The 17,692-nt window shown below is 47.4% G+C and carries 14 protein-coding genes and 1 pseudogene; 7 read left to right on the top strand and 8 right to left on the bottom strand.

Annotated features, from left to right (window positions below):
• The first annotated feature begins 9 nt into the window (after positions 1 to 9).
• Positions 10 to 1,029, top strand: a complete 1,020-nt coding sequence (locus GC090_RS10560; RefSeq protein ID WP_039340373.1) for an acyl-CoA--6-aminopenicillanic acid acyl-transferase — start codon at positions 10 to 12, stop codon at positions 1,027 to 1,029.
• Between the two features lie 406 nt (positions 1,030 to 1,435).
• Here GC090_RS10560 and GC090_RS10555 read toward each other — a convergent pair whose 3' ends face one another.
• Positions 1,436 to 2,413, bottom strand: coding sequence for an alpha/beta hydrolase (locus tag GC090_RS10555; protein WP_324019692.1), 978 nt, complete (start codon positions 2,411 to 2,413; stop codon positions 1,436 to 1,438).
• A 12-nt stretch (positions 2,414 to 2,425) separates the two neighbouring features.
• Positions 2,426 to 3,307 (bottom strand): MBL fold metallo-hydrolase, encoded by an 882-nt coding sequence (locus tag GC090_RS10550; protein ID WP_039340371.1) that lies wholly within the window; start codon positions 3,305 to 3,307, stop codon positions 2,426 to 2,428.
• A gap of 116 nt (positions 3,308 to 3,423) precedes the next feature.
• Here GC090_RS10550 and GC090_RS10545 point away from each other — a divergent pair, with 116 nt between their 5' ends.
• On the top strand, positions 3,424 to 4,335 hold the full coding sequence (locus tag GC090_RS10545; protein ID WP_324019691.1) for a LysR family transcriptional regulator: 912 nt from the start codon (positions 3,424 to 3,426) through the stop codon (positions 4,333 to 4,335).
• Between the two features lie 506 nt (positions 4,336 to 4,841).
• Here the strand turns inward: GC090_RS10545 and GC090_RS10540 are convergent.
• A pseudogene (locus GC090_RS10540) lies at positions 4,842 to 5,290 on the bottom strand (GNAT family N-acetyltransferase).
• 343 nt (positions 5,291 to 5,633) lie between these two features.
• Between GC090_RS10540 and GC090_RS10535 the strand changes: the two are divergent.
• Positions 5,634 to 7,298: a methyl-accepting chemotaxis protein gene (locus GC090_RS10535; RefSeq protein ID WP_324019690.1), complete on the top strand. Its 1,665-nt coding sequence runs from the start codon at positions 5,634 to 5,636 to the stop codon at positions 7,296 to 7,298.
• Between the two features lie 262 nt (positions 7,299 to 7,560).
• Here the strand turns inward: GC090_RS10535 and GC090_RS10530 are convergent, their stop codons facing one another.
• The 3 genes from GC090_RS10530 to GC090_RS10520 form a co-directional block, all read right to left on the bottom strand.
• Complete coding sequence (locus tag GC090_RS10530; RefSeq protein WP_033741444.1) at positions 7,561 to 8,010, bottom strand: DUF6386 family protein; 450 nt, start codon at positions 8,008 to 8,010, stop codon at positions 7,561 to 7,563.
• Between the two features lie 663 nt (positions 8,011 to 8,673).
• Entirely contained in the window at positions 8,674 to 9,234 is a 561-nt protein-coding gene (locus tag GC090_RS10525) for a cytochrome b/b6 domain-containing protein (RefSeq protein ID WP_172912485.1), read from the bottom strand.
• A gap of 54 nt (positions 9,235 to 9,288) precedes the next feature.
• The gene (locus tag GC090_RS10520) at positions 9,289 to 9,447 is read right to left on the bottom strand and encodes a hypothetical protein (RefSeq protein WP_164481930.1); all 159 of its coding nucleotides are present in this window, start codon (positions 9,445 to 9,447) and stop codon (positions 9,289 to 9,291) included.
• Positions 9,448 to 9,575: 128 nt separating this feature from the next.
• Here GC090_RS10520 and GC090_RS10515 point away from each other — a divergent pair, with 128 nt between their 5' ends.
• Together GC090_RS10515 and GC090_RS10510 are read left to right on the top strand one after the other, a co-directional pair.
• The gene (locus GC090_RS10515) at positions 9,576 to 10,196 is read left to right on the top strand and encodes a hypothetical protein (RefSeq protein ID WP_324019689.1); all 621 of its coding nucleotides are present in this window, start codon (positions 9,576 to 9,578) and stop codon (positions 10,194 to 10,196) included.
• 998 nt (positions 10,197 to 11,194) lie between these two features.
• The gene (locus GC090_RS10510; protein WP_033741624.1) at positions 11,195 to 11,437 is read left to right on the top strand and encodes a hypothetical protein; all 243 of its coding nucleotides are present in this window, start codon (positions 11,195 to 11,197) and stop codon (positions 11,435 to 11,437) included.
• A gap of 125 nt (positions 11,438 to 11,562) precedes the next feature.
• Here GC090_RS10510 and GC090_RS10505 read toward each other — a convergent pair whose 3' ends face one another.
• Positions 11,563 to 12,753 carry a sugar efflux transporter gene (locus GC090_RS10505; RefSeq protein WP_164481933.1) on the bottom strand — a complete coding sequence of 397 codons (1,191 nt, stop codon included), beginning with the start codon at positions 12,751 to 12,753 and terminating at the stop codon, positions 11,563 to 11,565.
• Between the two features lie 407 nt (positions 12,754 to 13,160).
• Between GC090_RS10505 and GC090_RS10500 the strand changes: the two genes are divergently transcribed.
• Both GC090_RS10500 and GC090_RS10495 read left to right on the top strand, forming a co-directional pair.
• On the top strand, positions 13,161 to 13,979 hold the full coding sequence (locus GC090_RS10500; protein ID WP_205956441.1) for an AraC family transcriptional regulator: 819 nt from the start codon (positions 13,161 to 13,163) through the stop codon (positions 13,977 to 13,979).
• 74 nt (positions 13,980 to 14,053) lie between these two features.
• A complete protein-coding gene (locus GC090_RS10495) occupies positions 14,054 to 14,416 on the top strand; it encodes a cupin domain-containing protein (protein WP_164481935.1) in 363 nt (120 codons plus the stop codon).
• 525 nt (positions 14,417 to 14,941) lie between these two features.
• On the opposite strand, the gene GC090_RS10490 is transcribed toward GC090_RS10495, so the two are convergent.
• Positions 14,942 to 16,525 carry a methyl-accepting chemotaxis protein gene (locus GC090_RS10490; protein ID WP_324019688.1) on the bottom strand — a complete coding sequence of 528 codons (1,584 nt, stop codon included), beginning with the start codon at positions 16,523 to 16,525 and terminating at the stop codon, positions 14,942 to 14,944.
• Between the last annotated feature and the right edge of the window lie 1,167 nt (positions 16,526 to 17,692).

Genomic DNA, 17,692 nt, shown 5'->3' with positions numbered 1-17,692 from the left:
AAATACACAATGAAAGCACTTACAATCACGGGTTCCGCTTTTGCAATCGGTCAGCAGCTTGGTGAATTTGGCCGTGAGGCCTGGCACAAAAAGCTCACCGTAACGGCGCTATGGCAAACCGTAACGGCAATGAAAGAGGCTGAACCCACCCAGGCTATGCGTCAGCGTGTTCAGCAGCAGTTCCCGCTTATCTGGCAGGAGCTGGAAGGGCTTGCTGAAGGATTACAGGCACCGCTTGATGAGGTCTTCGCATGGAACTGCCGTGGCGATCTGGTGCGGTCTACGTCGGATGGTTGTACCACCGTGGCGGGAAGCAATGCGAACGGTGAGCGGATTATTGCGCATAACGAAGACGGTTTTCCGCAGTTACGGGATGACTGTGCGATCGTCTCTGTGGTGCCGGAACAGGGCCTGAAATTTATCAGCTTCGCCTATCCAGGGTCGATTTGCGGCCATACATTCGCTGTGAATGAAAAAGGGATTGTCAACACGGTGAATAACATCCGCGCAGTGGATCGCCCGGCGGGGGTTCCTCGTCAGGTTCTGGCCCGTGCAGCGCTGGATGCGACAACTCTGGATGAGGCTATCGCGATTCTGACAACAGGACCGCGTGCGGGGGCATTCCACCATACATTAGGGCAGCGGGGCGACAGCCGCCTGTTTAGCGTGGAAGCAACCGGTTCCGGTTGTTCTGTCACGCCATTGCGTCATGTCTTCGCCCATGCCAACCACCTGATTCATGCGAAACTTGATACCACTGAGCAAGTGATTACCGAGAGCTCCGCTTCACGTCAGCAGCGCCTGAACGACTGGCTGGACACACAGACGCAACTTGATGGCGCGTCGGCTAAAGCTATCCTCTCGGATCAGCATGATCCTGTGTTGCCTGTTTATCGCCTGTCGCCGCATGACCCGGATGAAGAAAACACGCTTGCGACAGCCATTTTCACGCTGGAAAGCGAGAAAACGACATTGCAGGTTTTCACACTGGATCGGCAACATGCAGCGCAACAGTACTGCATTGAATGACAAACGGAATCCGGTTGTCACCGTGATGAAACCTTTGGTTCTGTGTTTTACCAATATTCACTGGGCTGGTCAGCGGCAGGCTTCTGTCAGGGTTTGTAACCGCGTCGTGGTCAGGTGAGAAAGCGGGTGCTGTGCAAAACGCAGGCCCGGGGGCGCGCTCAGTGATGGGCGCTATAAGGGGAAGACATAGCGCGCCGACTTTGCGCATCTGCTCAATGCACTGATGGCGCGCGCCAGTCCCGGTTTGCTAAAATTTTAAGCGTGACGTTCAACAGCGGGCAGGGCGAAATTCCCCTTTTCGCACCTGACGGACCTTAATCTGTTTCAGAGGTTGCTTTGTACCTGAAGCGGATGTTGTCTGGCACGATACTTTTCTGAACATGAGGCTTGAGTGATACAGGCCTCATTACATATCCAGAACCTGACTGATAAAATACCGGGTAAGCTCAAACACCTGACGTCGGTTTTTCTCCAGCACCATCATATGTGTGGCTTCACCAATTTCTGTCCAGCGCTTCCAGGGGGTGCCTGTCGCTCGCAGGAACCAGTCCTGGATTGCATTCACAGGTACATCACGATCCCATTCACCATGTAAGAGCAATACGGGGACGCGGATGTCGGCGGGATCGTAGACGCCTTTATTTTTTGCCCAGTAACACCGTGTATCCTGAATCGGACCGGTGCTAACCCGGATTTTGCGCTGGGCTCTCAAAACCGGATCGGGTTCCTCATCCACTGTTTGCCGGGCCCACTGCATAAATCCGCCGGGACAAATAAGGCTGTTCTTTTTATTGTCTGGCGCGGCCTGAAGCCAGCGTGATTCCACTGCATCAATGTCAATATCGCGCCATGCGCCCATTTCGCCGCCGGGATCGAGCGCGTATTTACCGTCCTGAATCCACTGTGGCGCAATAAGCGTCAGACGCCGCACGTTAGCGGTATTCCGTGTGGTGTAAAGCGACGCCACCGTTCCTCCCCATGACATCCCGATGAGGTTCAACTGCGTCAGTCCATGATGTGCAAGAACGTAATCAACCGCGCTTCCTAAGTCCCTTACTGCGGTTTCAGCACGCGCTGACGGCGGATTTTCCCGCGCAGGCAAAGAGAAAGAAGGTAGTCTTGATGCGCGGCCGTATCCACGCACATCCACTGCCCAGACATCCAGACCGGCTGCGGCAAGGTAATCAAGGAAAGATTCCCCCTCAAGCGGTGTATCAAACAGACTTCCCGATGAGAAAGTGGCGCCGTGCATCAGCAGAACCGTCTGTGCCGCATCAAAGTCGGTGGTATCAGCGCGCCGCCTGTGACGCAGCCACAATGAAATGTCTCTGGTATCGGAGGGGATGGCGAAAGCTTCGCTGAACAGCGGTGGTGTGTTTGTCATGATATTCTCCTGTCAGGCGTGCTGCCAGGTTAACTGGCCGTTTGTATTGAGAACCCGTCCTGCCGAGCTGTCCGGAAAGTGAGAGGTAAAAACCAGCGCCCGGGTCTGAGCAGCAAAATTCATCATCACTGTCCGGGATTTTTTTGCCGTATCGGGAAATTCGCAGTAGCGGCTGTTCCACTCGGGGAGGAATATCTGAAGCGGGCTGTGCACGACGTCACCCCAGAACAGGGCCGTCTCACCGCCGTCTGAGAAACTGAATGCCAGGTGATCAACGCTGTGCCCCGGTGTTCTGTGAATCTGCAGCCCGGCAACGACCTCTGTCTCGGCGCTGTCCAGAAACACGGCCTGCCCTGAAGCGACGACCGGATACACACTGTCATCCATTGCACCTGTGCTTTCCGGCATGACATTAAGTGGGTTCTGATAAAAATGGTATTCATCTGCGGAGAAGTAGTAGCGGGCGTTCGGAAAAGTGGGGCGCCACTGACCTTTCTTCAAGACAGTATTCCAGCCGACGTGATCGACATGAAGGTGCGTTAAAACGACCGCATCCACCTGCTCAGGCTCAACGCCTGCCGCTCGCAGCGCATGCAGCCAGTGGCTGTTCATTTCATGAAACTTTGCATTGCCAGGGCGTTTTTTGCCGTTACCCGATGCGGTATCAAGGATGATGACCTTACCGTCTTTTTCAATCAGCCAGCTGTGTGTGCTGAGCGACACGGTCTCGTCTGTAAAATCCAGATCATGACGTTGAATGTGTCCAGCAAAACGCAAGGCTGACTGACGATCCCACTGTGGAAACAGAGACAACACGGGAATGCCGTTGCTCTGTTGCTCTGGAATCTTTGTGATTTTTGCACCGGCGACATGCCAGGTTAACAGCTTGCTCATGTGCTTTTCCGTTGGGGGAATGGACTGGATGGCCGTATATTCAGGATTGTGGGCGTAATGAACAATCGGGCGCCGGGCAAACTTAAATTGCAGATACAGCAACAATAAGGCGGGGCATGGATAAATTTTCTGCGATACGCAGCTTTCTACAGGTCGTTGAAACCGGAGCCTTCACCCGTGCTGCGGAAAGCCTTGGGTTACCGAAGTCAACGGTGACACGGCAGATTCAGGCCCTCGAAAATGAGCTGGGTGTAAAACTCTTACATCGTTCTTCACGACGGCTAAGCCTCACAGAACAGGGCGAGATTTACCACAAGGGCGCGCAGGCATTACTTATGCAGGCGGAAAAACTGGACAGCAGCGTTTCGGGAGCGGCTGGAACGTGGCGTGGCCAGCTCAGGGTAGACATGCCGGGCGCGCTGGCATACTGCCTGATTATTCCGAGGTTGGGGGATTTCATGGACCGCTATCCGGATTTACAGATCATCACAAGCGTGGGCAACCGAACCAGCGATCTCATTGAAAATCAGTTTGACTGCGCGATACGCATAGGACGACTTCACGATGACTCGCTTGTTGCCCGCTCTCTGGGAGCACTGCCCATGGTGGTATGCGCCGCGCCCGCATACCTTAAAAGACAGGGTAAACCCTCCCATCCCACGCAGTTAGTGCACTTTCATCATATTCAGGTGCGTTCCCCACAGAGCGGGAGACGTTTTGAGCATCAACTGATGAAAGCCAGCGAATCGTTTCCGCTTAGCGGTCCGTTTCAGATATCCGTCAACGACGCTTACGCGGCATTCAGTGCGGCGCGCGCGGGCCTGGGCATCGTAACGACCTATGATTTTCTGGTGGCAGACGCGCTGAGAAAAGGGGACCTTATCAGGCTGTTTGATGACTGGCTGGTTGATGAACTCCCGGTTCATATTGCCTGGCCGGAGAACCGCCAACTGGCTCCCCGTATACGATTATTTGCGGACTGGGTCAGGGAACAGTTTTCAGAAACAGGTATGACAGGACGCCCCTGAGGCAATGGGTGACGCTGACTATTCTGCAGGCAGTATATCCGTATTCGCTCCCTGCTTTATGACATCAGCAGGGCACTGAAATATACCTGAACTAAACACCGACGGGTCTGATAAAGAAAGCGGTGCAGTTGCAAAAATACGCAGGTCATTCACAGTGCCAGTGATGATGGTAAGCATCAAGGCTCATCAGGCTGGTGGAAACGCTCGGGAACAGCTTAGCAGGTGACAACAGGGCGCTCAGGCATTCGCTGGTAACAGGACTCAGGGAACAGACAGACCCCGGATAAGATTATCCTTCCTGATGAATGATGATTTTCCTTAACATCCCTTATGTCTTTTAACCTGTCTTCACATGGCTCACTTATCAGGTGAAAAGAGGAATTGTCCGTTCTGTGGCAGGAGCGGACATCGTACAGGAAGGGATTTATCGGGTTAAAGGGGAGTGATGCACACGATGTTGAACAGGACACTTTTTTTCAAAGCGCCATAATAAAATCCGACGTTCGTTATATACCCGAGCGTTTTTGGGTAAAAGCCCTGGCGTAATTATCTTTATTTATGGGCACGTAACCAAATTTTTGATAAAGCTATGGGGCTGTCGATGTGAATAAAATAATACTTCTCAATTTTTCACAAACCGGATGGTTGTGAATACATTCCATTAGCCATCTCCCCAGACCTTTACCCTGGTATTCATCGAGTATATAAACATCACAGAGATACGCAAACGTAGCGTAGTCGGTTATCAGACGGGCAAAGCCTGTCTGTGATTTGTCGAGATAAACACCAAAATTAAGGCTGTTCGCCGTCGACATTTTAACTGTGTCAAAATCGATTCCTTTCGCCCACGTCGACTCTGTTAAATAATGATGCACGGCGTGCAAATCCAGTTTCATGCTGTCTGTACTTATCAGACAATCGTTTTACGCCATTCATATATTGCTGAAAGATCCATTTTGATTATTACCCTTATAATTCATTGAGAACGGGTCTGCTGATTATATTCTTACAATTATGGTGCCAGAATAAGGTTAACCTCTCAGAAATCTGAATAACCGTCAAGCCCGCCCATGGCGTTCATCCAGCCGTGTCGGGCTTATTTTAGAGCCCATGGTCCCAGCCCATACTGCCAGGGGAAAGTTTAAATATATTCACGTATTAAAGCTGTCACTGATTTATCTCATCCGTTTTGCTTCCGCTCTTCGTGACGAGCTGTACTCGCAACATAAAAATCAAGTTTTCCCTTTATTCGACGATTTAAATATAGCTATGCTTTTTTTTACTACACAGGGTGAACTATGACTATTACACAGCGACTTTTTCTTACATTTTCTCTTCTCTCGGCATCACTGGTTTCCATGGTTATCATTGCCATCGTGGTCGTCAGCGGCTTTCAGTACCGCTTTCACTACGTACAGATTAACGCCATTCCCTCAATCATCGATTTGAACGTGCTTATTGATGAAAACAATGAACTTATTATTAAGTTGTACAACTATCAGAGCGCAAAAGAGGCTGACAAACAGGCTGAAATTGCGGTGTATATGGATAAAGCGGTCGAACGCCTTAATAAGCTAAACCAGCATTATCTGGAAAACGACATCTCCAGTGATGAAGACCTGCAACTGACCAAAGATGCATTTGTCATGATAAAAAACATTCATGATAAATTGCCTGCTTTTCTGCAGGCCTACAGGCTTCCGGCGTCTTCACTGAGTGCGGATGCCGCTGAAACCAGTCAGAGCCTTAATGACGCAATCCGTACCCTGACCACCAGCTACCGCAAGCAACTGCAGATAAATATCGACATTGGTACACAGCTGGATGAAACCAATACCCGTATTTACTTCATGACGCTCTGGGGACTGAGCGCAGGCTCTGCCGTTGTCATCTTTATCCTGGGCTTCTTTACGGTCAAAACCATCTTGTCTATACGCAAACAGCTGAACGGCATGCGGCAGACCATGGAGCAGGCCAGCGAGAACCTGGACCTGACCCTCAGGGTTGATGCGTCGCGTCGTGATGAAATCGGCCTCACGGCAAGTGCTTTCAACCATCTGATTGAGAATGTTTCAGACTCACTGTCAAAAGTCGAAGCGTCTGCCCAGTCGGTCAGTTCCGCTTCGGCACAGATATCAGCCGGTAACCAGGATCTGTCCTCGCGTACCGAGGAGCAAGCCGCCTCACTGGAACAAACGGCGGCCAGCATGTCTGAGCTCAGTGAAACCGTCCGCCAGACGGCAGAAAACACGCGCCTGGCCAGCCGGTTGGCCAGAAACGCCCGGGATATTTCAGAAGACAGCGCTGGTCGCGTGCGCACTCTGATGAGCACAATGAGCGACATCCGTGGAAGCTCTGCCAAAATTACGGACATCATAGCGCTGATTGAGGGCATCGCCTTCCAGACCAATATCCTTGCGCTCAACGCCGCCGTCGAAGCGGCCCGTGCGGGTGAGCAGGGGCGCGGCTTTGCGGTTGTAGCCGGCGAAGTCCGCAACCTGGCACAGCGTTCATCTTCTTCCGCCCGCGAAATCAAGGAGCTGATAGAGTCGTCAATGAGCTTTGTGCAGGCTGGTTCGGAGCAGGCTGAGGGCGTGGGTGCCAATATGTCCCGCATGAATGATGCGGTGAAACAGGTTACCTACCTTGTGGATGAAATTTCAGTCGCTGCCAGTGAGCAGTCGCAGGGCATCAGTCAGGTTCATCAGGCTGTGAATCAGATGGATGATGCCACCCAGCAGAACGCCGCCCTGGTTGAAGAAGCCTCAGCAGCAACTCGCTCTCTGACGGAGCAGGCCTCAATACTGGGCAGGCTGGTGAGCGCCTTCACTGTCAGCGTGTCAGGAATATCATCTGTTAATAAGCGGGAGAACCGTCGCCCCGAAGTGATTTCTGCGCCTGTCGTGAAAAAAACACAAACTGCTGTGGCTGGCGGACAGGATCAGAACTGGGAACAGTTCTGATAACGCAACTCCAGTCATACACTGAAAGGTAAATACTGCCAGACGCCTGACGTTCTGCGTCAGACGTCTTTTAACCGGAGTATAAGTCCGCCTGATGGTGCTAATGTCCGCTTTGTGCCATTAGCGGAAGTAGCTAGAACCACTCTGTTATGATTAACGGGGAGCAGGTCACAATCATGTCCCGCAACTGCTCCCTGCGTCAGCCCGTTTTTTATATCTCATTAAACTAACAATGGGCATAAGGCTCAATGTTTTTATCTTTTTATATCCGGACAGACTCTTCTATAGAATTATATTTTTCCGTGGTCGGTTCAAAGCAGAGTTCGATTATATTTTCTGAGCGAGAAAACTTCATGCGGTAGTAGCCAGGAGCAAAGTTTAAGGTTTCTCCTTCTCCATCGTTTACATCAAGGTCAATTGGTTCCAGATCCCCTCCAGACGTGAACTCTCCCGCTCCAATAAAAACGTTGCCTGACGGGAAGTGCAGATTTAGTGTACCTGCTTCACCTTCAATAGTTTCCGACACCTTAATGGTATAGTCACCATCAACTCCTAACCCAAGAAAAGCGATGTTGCCCTTGTTTACTTCAAGGATCTCATTCTCCTCCTCGCTCCACCAGTCACATAAATCTGCAACTCTGTGCTTAATCGCATCAATGTCAAATATTGAAAGAGTTGCAGTATCAGTGAAAATTGAAAATTCTTTTAACATACAGACCTCTTTTAAATATTTACGAACGAGTTTTATAGCTGATGTTTGTGCCTGTTGTTATCGCAGCCAGGCAACCCCAGAAAATCACCTTGCGCCTGCATGAAAAATGTCATGCTATGGTTTTGCAGCAGCGTATAAATTATCGCCATTTCAATTATCTCAGTCAAACGTAGCGCGAAAACGGGTTAGCTGAAGGAGATCCAACATGAATGACCAGCTCCGCGTTAATCAACACACGCAAATGTTAGTCCTACATCCCTGCGGTTATGACAAATGCGAACTTCCGCTTTTCGCTCAAAGCGGATAATGTCTGATGAAGACCAGAAACTTGTTTCATTAACCAACGCTGACGAGACTTACTGCAGGATTTTCACGTCGTACCACGCCAGTCAGCAGCGCGGTACTCCGATCAGAAATGCGTCCAGCCTTCGTCCTCATTCGTTACGCCGGTGCCTGTTCCCGGTGTACCTGGAAATAAGAGAGCGCCTGTGTCCGTTTAATGACGTATATGAAAAAACAGATTTTTCCTGTGCGGGCGGGCCGTATTCGGGACCAGGTGGCTGTCAGCGTGATTAAGAAAAGTACAGGCCGCTAATGGTGTACGCAGCCCGGGGTGATGTTTTTAGCCCACGCCACACTTTTCTGATTCCGGTAAGGGCACTCTTATTTTTCAAAGCGCGAGAGCAGAATATGCAGCACGCCCATTGCACCGTGGAAGTAGAAGTAGATTTCGACAAAAGTGGTCAGGAACGTATGCCAGGACAACACCGTGTCCGTCAGGTCGGGCGATGCGAAGGATGTGCTGTTAAGTAAAAACCATAGCGCGCCTGAGCATGCAACCAAAAGCAGTGAGATAACGCCCAGACCCTGTATGGTGGCAGCGATGCCGCCACTGTGTGCGTCGGGTAGTTTCATGCGCGCCAGGCAGGCAAGATCATCCCGAATGCCCCGAAAGTCCAGTGTCAGCCACGAAAAGTACCAGTGTAATCCACGCTGCACTTTCATCCAGAACAGCATAGCGAATCCGGCGACAATCAGTAACAGGCCAGAAAGGATATGAAACCAGGTGATTACCGTTTCCAGACTGTGCCCGCCCAGCGCCTCACTTTCAATAAAATTGGAGTTGATGATCTGGGAAAGGATAAGGACGGCGACGAGCAGATGGAGCCGACGAAAAAAAGGTGCATCATTATGAGGGAGCCAGTGCCTGTAAGAAACGTTCATAGCGATCCTGTAACTAAAATATGAAAACGCTATATTTTCATACGGAGATTAGGTTTACCTTAAGCGCTTTTCAGGACGTCCGGCGCTATATTCTCCAAACAAGCGAGATGAAGCTTCGATGAGGCTGCCGGGTAATGTTTCAACTGGCTGAAATGCACTTTTGACAGATTCTTTGTCCCAGCATCCTGTAACAGGGAATTCACTGAAAATCATTATTATTTCCTTTGTAAAGGGCTTCATTTGATTTTGTTATCTGGTTAAAGGTTGTTCAATATGCATGCCATGCACAACACATCATTATGTTGACAATTGGTACATTCATCACTCAGGAGAGTAGTGACATGATGCTTCATCATATTTTCGATAAAATGCGTTCCGATCATGGTTTCCTTACAATCAGCCAGATTGCGTTACTGTGCGAAAAGGGAAATATGATATTTGACCCGCTCTCCGTTTTAATTTCCGTTCATGCTGAAATTGGTACGGGCAATGTTTTTTACTCAGGAGTCACGCTAATCACAGTCCTGGGGTATGGCCTGACTGTGGGGAATCATAATTTTTTTCACAGCAATACTTTCATTGAAGCGACAGCCGGGTCTGTACATATCGGTTCCGAAAATCAGTTTGGCGAAGGTGGATGTACGCTCAAAGCTAATCGCAAAGGCGCACGAATAGAAGTCGGTAACAAAGGACGATATCTCGGCGGCGTTTCAGTTTCAGGACAGACACAGCCTGAAGACGGCAGTCAAATTCTTGGGCCGATAAACGTGGACAACTGTTGTCTGAAAAATGGCAGGAGTTGGCAGGAACCGGTGGCTGACGAGCGTGCAGGGTTATTGAAAGGCTATGGGACCGCCCGAAATCTGACAGTTGGAAGAGGGCGTGTCATTAACGGTAACGAAGCATTCAGCGAGTCAATGATTGAGGCTCAGTCCCGGTACCATCCTGCATCACCTCTGTGACCGATCCGCTTTGTGCCAGAAGCGGGCGGTACTCTTTCGATAGAAACAGCTGTTGAAACGAAACTGTTTAATGATAAAACTATAGAGATGATAGTAAATTCGGTGTAAAGTTTATTGGAAAATCACAAAGGAAAGTGAAATGAACGAGTATTTTCATTCATTTAACGAGATCTTTAAATTTATTATTGAGCATTATGGTTTCGAAGCTAAACCAGTTGATGATAGCAAGATTTTTTAATAAAAGAAAATTATCAAACAGAATTTATAATGTGGAGAGAGGCTGTTGAAGTCAGCTTCTGTCAGGCTTGCTCAGATACAGAAATGTTAAAATATGATGTAAGGGATTTTATCATTACGCATATGACTGATGAGGGTAGGGTTATTTCTGATAGTATTTCTTCCGTTAACGGGACGTCTGTCTATAGAAGAAATGTGAAAAGTCTTCACTATTTCACTATTTCTCTAATGCTCTAAAAAAATCACTTTTCCTCTATGCTTGAAGGGAATATGGATTGGCTTCAGGCGTATGAGAAATCAGATTGGTATAGGCAACCAAGAATAAAAAAAATGACGAGAGCCATTCAGTAACTCTTTGTAACTTCTAATAGATCACAGGTGGTTGCTCAGGCTGCCTTCGAACTCGATAATAAAACGGCTCATTAAGAGTCGCCAATTCTGGATCGGCGTAATCTTTAGTACAAGTGATATAAAGTACGATAAAGAAGACAATTTTTCTCTCTCAGGCTGAAAGAGTTTATAATACTCAGCCACCTAAACGTCCGCTTTTCGCTCACAGCAGAAATTGGCCTGCATATAGTCCGCATTGTGCCAAGAGCGGTTGTTGGCGTGTTATAACGATTTCAGGATTATCCTTAGAATGGCTTTGTAGTTGAGATTAACGTGATCGGAATATTATCTCGCTGTATCCTGACAAAATTGTTTTTGATATCACTCACGCAAAATGTTTTGCGTAGTTGAAAAGAAGGAATTCGTATAATATGTCTCAAATTAAATTTGAACTGAGTCGTGGAGGCGACATATTACGTGATGGCATGTTTCTGGAATTATCTGTCAGCGAGACATCTCCTTTACGGCAAATTGCTGAAGTTTTCTATTCTGATGTTACACACGAATTCTTTTTGACCTGCTACGAAGAGAATATCCCTCTTGAAGCAGTGGAAAAACTGATTTCGGAGGCGAGGATATCTCTCCCGCCAGTGAAGCAAGAACAATCCACATAGCACAGACCACATATCAATGTCCGCTCGTCGCTCATAGCGGACATTGGTCTTTTCATGATTCTGATTTGTGCAAAAGTGGACGTTATAAACGCAACAGTAAGGTAATCAAACGGCGCTGGCCACGGTTACTGACGCTTTTTCATAAAGCGGCTATTGTTGATACAAAGCATTATCAAAGCTGCGCAACTGACTGACAAAAAAGGAATAATCAGTGTCATTCTGAAACCCGTCAGTTGAGCCATCAGTCCGGTAATCCCGTTTCCGGCAATCATTCCTGTACGCATGGCATTGAAGTAGAACGCTGATGCAAAACCGCTGCGTTCAGGCAACGCATCCTGAATAACTGATATGCCCAGAGCGGTAAAAATACCAAAGGACACTGCGTTTAAAATCTGTAATGCAATGAGTTCAGCCCTGTTACTGGCCAGTAGAAGCAGGCAGTAGTAGGCGGAGGCAAAAAGAAAGCCGGCCATAAAAAGCAGCTCTTTACCTGTCTTGTCTGCTAATCGTGAGGCAGCAAGCATAACGGGAATTTCTATGATTGCTGCAGAACCCAGCAAAAAACCGGGGAAAGAAACAGGTAAATTAAGATCCTTCACCAGATAAAGTGGCATAACAGTCATGTAAATTTTATTTGATAAGTTTGCCAGTATAATTACTGCACCTAACGCCCAGATATCACTACTGATACGGGGTTTCCTGACCTCATCTGATTTGGCAATCCCGGGGCCACTTGTTTTTTCCCCTACGGGAAGCATTAAGTGACACAGTAATATTGTCATTCCTGAAAGCAGGGCTGATATCAGGAAATCAAAGGCGAATCCAAATCTGTCAGCGAAGATAAATGCCAGCGTCGGGCCTGCTATCCATACAACAGACACACATGTACGCATCTGGGTATTCAGCCGCGTTGGGTTGATTCCTGCCTCCAGCGAATGCTTACGAATTATCGAAAGAAACAGCGTAACGCAAGCATTACCCGGCCCCAAAAGGAAAATGCCAATGAGCAGTGCCTGGACAGGATAACGGCAGTAAGCGAAAGCGATACCGGTCAGGGAAAGGGCCAAAACGGAAAGAATGAAAAGACGCTTATCCGGATAACCTTTATCCGAAAGGGAACCCATTAACTGGCAAAAAAACAATCCAGACAGTGAAGTTCCGAGGCTGTAAAAGGTAAGAAAAACCGGCGAGGCGTGTAATCCGTTTATCAAAAATATGCTCATCACTGGCAGGATAAACGTATAGGAAACGGCAACCGTTATATTTATCAGAAAGAGTCGCCAGGTAGAGCCGCAGAAAAATGCCATAGCAGTCATGCCTTCATGAAGTTTACTCCTGCGTTCTGAGAAGAATAACTTCATAAGATGCAGGAATAAAGAGAGATCCCGTACCCGCCTGCGCTGCACTAAGTTTTACTGTCATAGCTTTGTCAGCCTGATAATGTTTCCTTACCGGAAGCTGTGTCTCCATTCATCTGCTCTTTTCTCATAGTGTACCTCCATTTAAGTCAGCCTGTCCGCTTTGTGCCAGAAGCGGACACGGGAGCAGGAGTGACATTTTTACTAACGGTAGCACTGAACTGGAAAAGGTTGCTGGCAGTTTTTGCGGCACCGGGCATAACGAACCCGAATGTTAGACTCACGCTCTTTCATCTACTTCTTTTGAAATCTGGCCCGGTAAGGTTATGGTGAGAATTCAACTTAACTGGAAACAGGTGTTGCACATGTCAGCAGTACACTCAAATAAAGACTGGGTCAGAGTTGCACACACGCCGGGAAAAATTGAACGTCTGGAGGCCTTCTTCAGTGGATATGGTTATGAACCCCATCGTCATGATACCTATGCGATCGGCAGGACACTGTCTGGAGTACAAAGCTTTCGTTATCGAGATAGTAAAAAACATAGCTTACCAGGCGGGACAATAGTCCTGCATCCGGATGAAATTCATGATGGAGAGGCAGGAACGACAGAAGGGTTTCAGTACCGGATGGTCTATATCGAACCTGCGTTAATTCAGAAAATTTTGGGCGGAAAACCATTACCCTTTATTCCAGATGGAATATCAACGGATCCCCGGCTTTTTGCCGCCACTGGACCGCTGTTAAAAGCGTCAGAAGATGCTATTGATGTCCTTGAAGAGGAGGACGCCCTTTATGACCTTGCCCAGACTTTGGCCGTCGTGGGAGGGCAACGCTTACGTCGCTGCCTTTTGGATTATCAGTCTGCGGAGCGCGCGCGAGAATATATACAATCTGAATTCAGCCAGAACATTACGCTGGAAACCTTATCCACCGTCTGCGGTAAAGATCGCTGGAGCCTGAGCCGGGATTTTCGGGCACTTTTCGGCACGAGTCCTTATCGCTATGTAACAATGCGTCGTCTCGCATACTGCAGACATCTGATTCAGACAGGTCTGTCACTTGCAGAATCTGCTTTTGAGGCAGGGTTCTCAGATCAAAGCCATATGACACGGCAGTTTATAAAGGCATACGGTATTTCTCCGGGCCGTTTGCAAAGTTTCATTCACACCAACCGTGCCTGAGTTGCACGATCGTTCAAGACGGTCACAGCGACTTTATTTATTTTTGACGTTTCTTAACATTAAGGAATGTCATCATGTCTTTACCGGTAAATCTGGAACACAAATTCTCTCTTTTCGATGACCACTGGCAGCCAAGAGTCATTGCGCAGATGAACGATTACCAGTTCAAAATCGTGAAAATAGCGGGCGACTTTATCTGGCACTCGCATCCTGAAACTGATGAGGCCTTCATTGTAGTAGAGGGAGAATTGCGTATTGATTTTCGCGATAGCCACGTTCTCGTTCATCCGGGAGAAATCTTCGTTGTTCCAAAAGGTGTAGAACATAAAACGTCAGCTCAAACGACAGTAAAAATGATGATGATAGAACCTTGTGGTGTCCTGAATACTGGACACGAAGGGGGGGAACGAACCGCTGAAAACGATATTTGGATCTAGCCCGGTGGTATCAGACAGCCCGGCTGGCCTGTCTGATATATCACGACTACACAGATAACCTCAGGCTCACTACGGGCATGAACTTCCGCTCCTCGCTCATAGCGGACTACGCCTGGTTACCATTTTGATCGCTTAAGTCAGCAAAGTTGCAACTTAACCTGAAGTAGGGCATCCACATTTTTAAACCGTTCCAGACTGAGGCGTTGCTTTTAGAATCGCACGGCGGCAAGACCATTTCGCCTTATCCGCTCCTGCTTGCGAAAAAGAGCTGACCCGCTTTACGTCCGTCTGAACTGGCGCTGGGCCGCCTTGACCCGTTTCTGGATGATAATCCCGACCAGTCTGTGTATCCGCGTCGGAGTGACCGTTAAACTGCACCTCTGGCCGGGCGCGTTTCATGGTTTTAACAACAGCGACACGGCGGCGGTGTCGCTTCAGGTCTGAGAACTGACTCAGAACTCGCTGCACCGCTTCAATCCGAGACAGGGCGGTATTATTCGGCGGTAACCATAGTCAGCACTGGCCCTATGCTGTGACCGAAAGTTCTTTTTCGGCTACCTTAAACGAATCCACTACACGATTAAGGTTTATAGTCTCATCCTCAACGACAGCAACCACCGATGAGGTCTCCTCAGCCAGGGCGGAGTTTTTCTGTGTGACAGTGTCGAGTTCAGAAACAGCAATATTAATCTGCTCAAGCCCCTTACTTTGCTCGTCCGAAGCCGTTCTGATGCTGTTCATGACATCATGTATTTCAAGTACAGATTCATATATCCCTGTAATCGAATCATGAGCGACATCAGACAGTCTGGCACCATCCTGAATTTCCGTTACTGAATCAGAAATAAGATTACTGATCTCCTTTGCCGATGATGAGCTTTTTTGGGCAAGGTTCCTGACTTCTGCCGCAACGACTGCGAAGCCTTTTCCGTGTTCGCCCGCCCTGGCAGCTTCAACGGCAGCATTAAGTGCCAGGATATTGGTCTGAAAAGCAATACTCTCAATGATGCCTGTGATATCGCTGATTTGTGATGATTTTTCCTGCATATTTTTTAACAGGTCTGACAGGGATAAGACTACAGATTTACCCTGTTCAGACTTGTCTCTGGTATGGTCAATCAGTTCAGATACCGCAGCGGAGTTTTGCGCATTGTTTTTTACAGCCACAGTAATTTCTTCCATACTGGACGCTGTCTGAACGATTGATGCTGCCTGCTGCTCCGTGCGGGCTGAAAGTTCGCTGTTGCCGGCACTGACCTCACTGATACCTTTAACAATATTCTGTGCTCCCTCTTTAATCTCGGAAATCACCCTGATCAGTCCCGACTGCATCTCGCTGAGTTTCGCGAACAATGCCCCTATTTCAGTTTTACGATGGAATCCTGTCATCACCGCGCTGGTGAGGTCGCCTGACTCAATGCGTTCCAGTTGCGCATAAACCTGTGAAAGAGGCTTAATGAGCACATTTTTAAAAACACCGATGAGTCCGAGGATGAAAAGGATATTAAAAATTATCGTGCCGTAGAAAAACACGGTTACATTATTATAAGTTTCGCTACTTTTTGAGGAAATATCACCACTGATATCTGCAAGCTTGTTTCGCCATTTGTCATAATCGTTTTGCATTTTCTCCTTATAAGGGCCGGCATTTAATGAGAACATAAGGTTTACGTCCTTCTTATAGCCATTTTTCAGCGACTGCTGCAAAAGGGATGAGTAGGCCTGATAGCTTTCCTTTAACGCTTTCTGTATGTCTTCAGGCATTCCCTTAATATCGGCAAGTTGCTGATAACTGTTGAAGTCATCCCTGGCTTTACTGAGCGTTTTTTCTCCATGATTAATGAAGAAGTTTACTTTTTCGCTTTCCGTTCCCTCTTTGATTAACCAAAGAGCAATACGGTTAGTGTCCGCCCGCGCCTCGTTTAACTGCGTCCATACGTCAGCGATAAGATGGACTTTTTTACTTACAACTTCAGCATTTCTGAAGTTATCCCTGTCAGAACGTAAGTAATGGAGAAATATCAACCCAACCATCAATTGAATGATAACGATAAATACTGCGCTGATAAGTAATAAATTAGAAAGCCTGGTTTTTCTGATAACGGACATTTTTATCTCCTCTTATACAATAAAAGGGTTATCGGCAGCTTTACCGGTAACATTAGCATGTGAATCATGATGGGATATCTTGTTTTCTTGGTTAAATATATGATTTTAAATGTTAATTTATTTTTCACTTCGATTCTTTATGTCACTTATTTTTTTTGGAAAAGAAAGTAATACCTACTTACTGCTCAGTTGGGCAAGATTATGTCCTTACGGTTTTGTTTTCTGCAAAACCATTTTTCCATAACAAAAGAATTAAGATGCAATAATAAGCAAGCAAATTCATTATTTCATTTGATGCTTATTTTTAGAGGCGTTTTCCCTTAAAGTGGTAATGATGAGTAAACAGGGGGTATAATGAAATTTCAGCATTTATTTTAATGCCGCGACCGGATTCCGCTAGCTCAGAATAAAAACACTGTGTTTCTCATATTCTAAACTATTCATCGTATAGTGATGGCAGGAAGCTTATTTAAGATGTCCGGGAAAAAATTATGGGCGGCGGGCTGATCTGGGATTCAGCCAGCGCCACCACAGTGAAAATCCAGACAGAGTTCAGGAATATCGTAACGGAGCGGAGAGCCGTCATCGATAATAATAAATTCTGCCCTGTCAAGCAGGCTGGTCTGATAGTTTTCCTGTTACCGAAGTAAGCTGGTTACGGATGCAATCGTCTTTTGATTGCCGTAGAAATGCGTCACACACGTTATGTCAATGTGAGATTTATCCTCAGTATGCCGACTCACTCACTGCCTGATTAAAAGATTTAAAACGCCATCCATTTTCCGTGTCCACACTCAGCATGGAAATCTCTGAGTTCTCAAAGCTGCCATAAAAAAGTAATAAAGATCGCATTAATTAATTTTATACCTACCAGTAATTGTTTAAATCCCTTTGTTTACATCAAGTTATCTCACATCAGGTTTTTATTATATTTTTACGGTGTTTGCCAAGTCTCATCATTTCTTTAGCCACACACTGTTGTTTTGTGATCCATGCAACATTTGAAAGCTTTAGCCGGTGTGCCTTGTAAAGGCTCCCTGATAATCAGCCGATATCTGTGAGTAGGTCTGAGCGCGTTCTTGACAGGGCACAGGCGCGTTTCAGACGACAGATACGTTCCGCCTTCCGTTGAACATCCTCTTCATTTAATTAATTAAGCACGGGAAA

This window comes from Pantoea sp. JZ29 (assembly GCF_035190385.1).
Classification (GTDB): domain Bacteria; phylum Pseudomonadota; class Gammaproteobacteria; order Enterobacterales; family Enterobacteriaceae; genus Pantoea; species Pantoea stewartii.
This window is presented reverse-complemented; position numbering and strand designations above follow the sequence as displayed.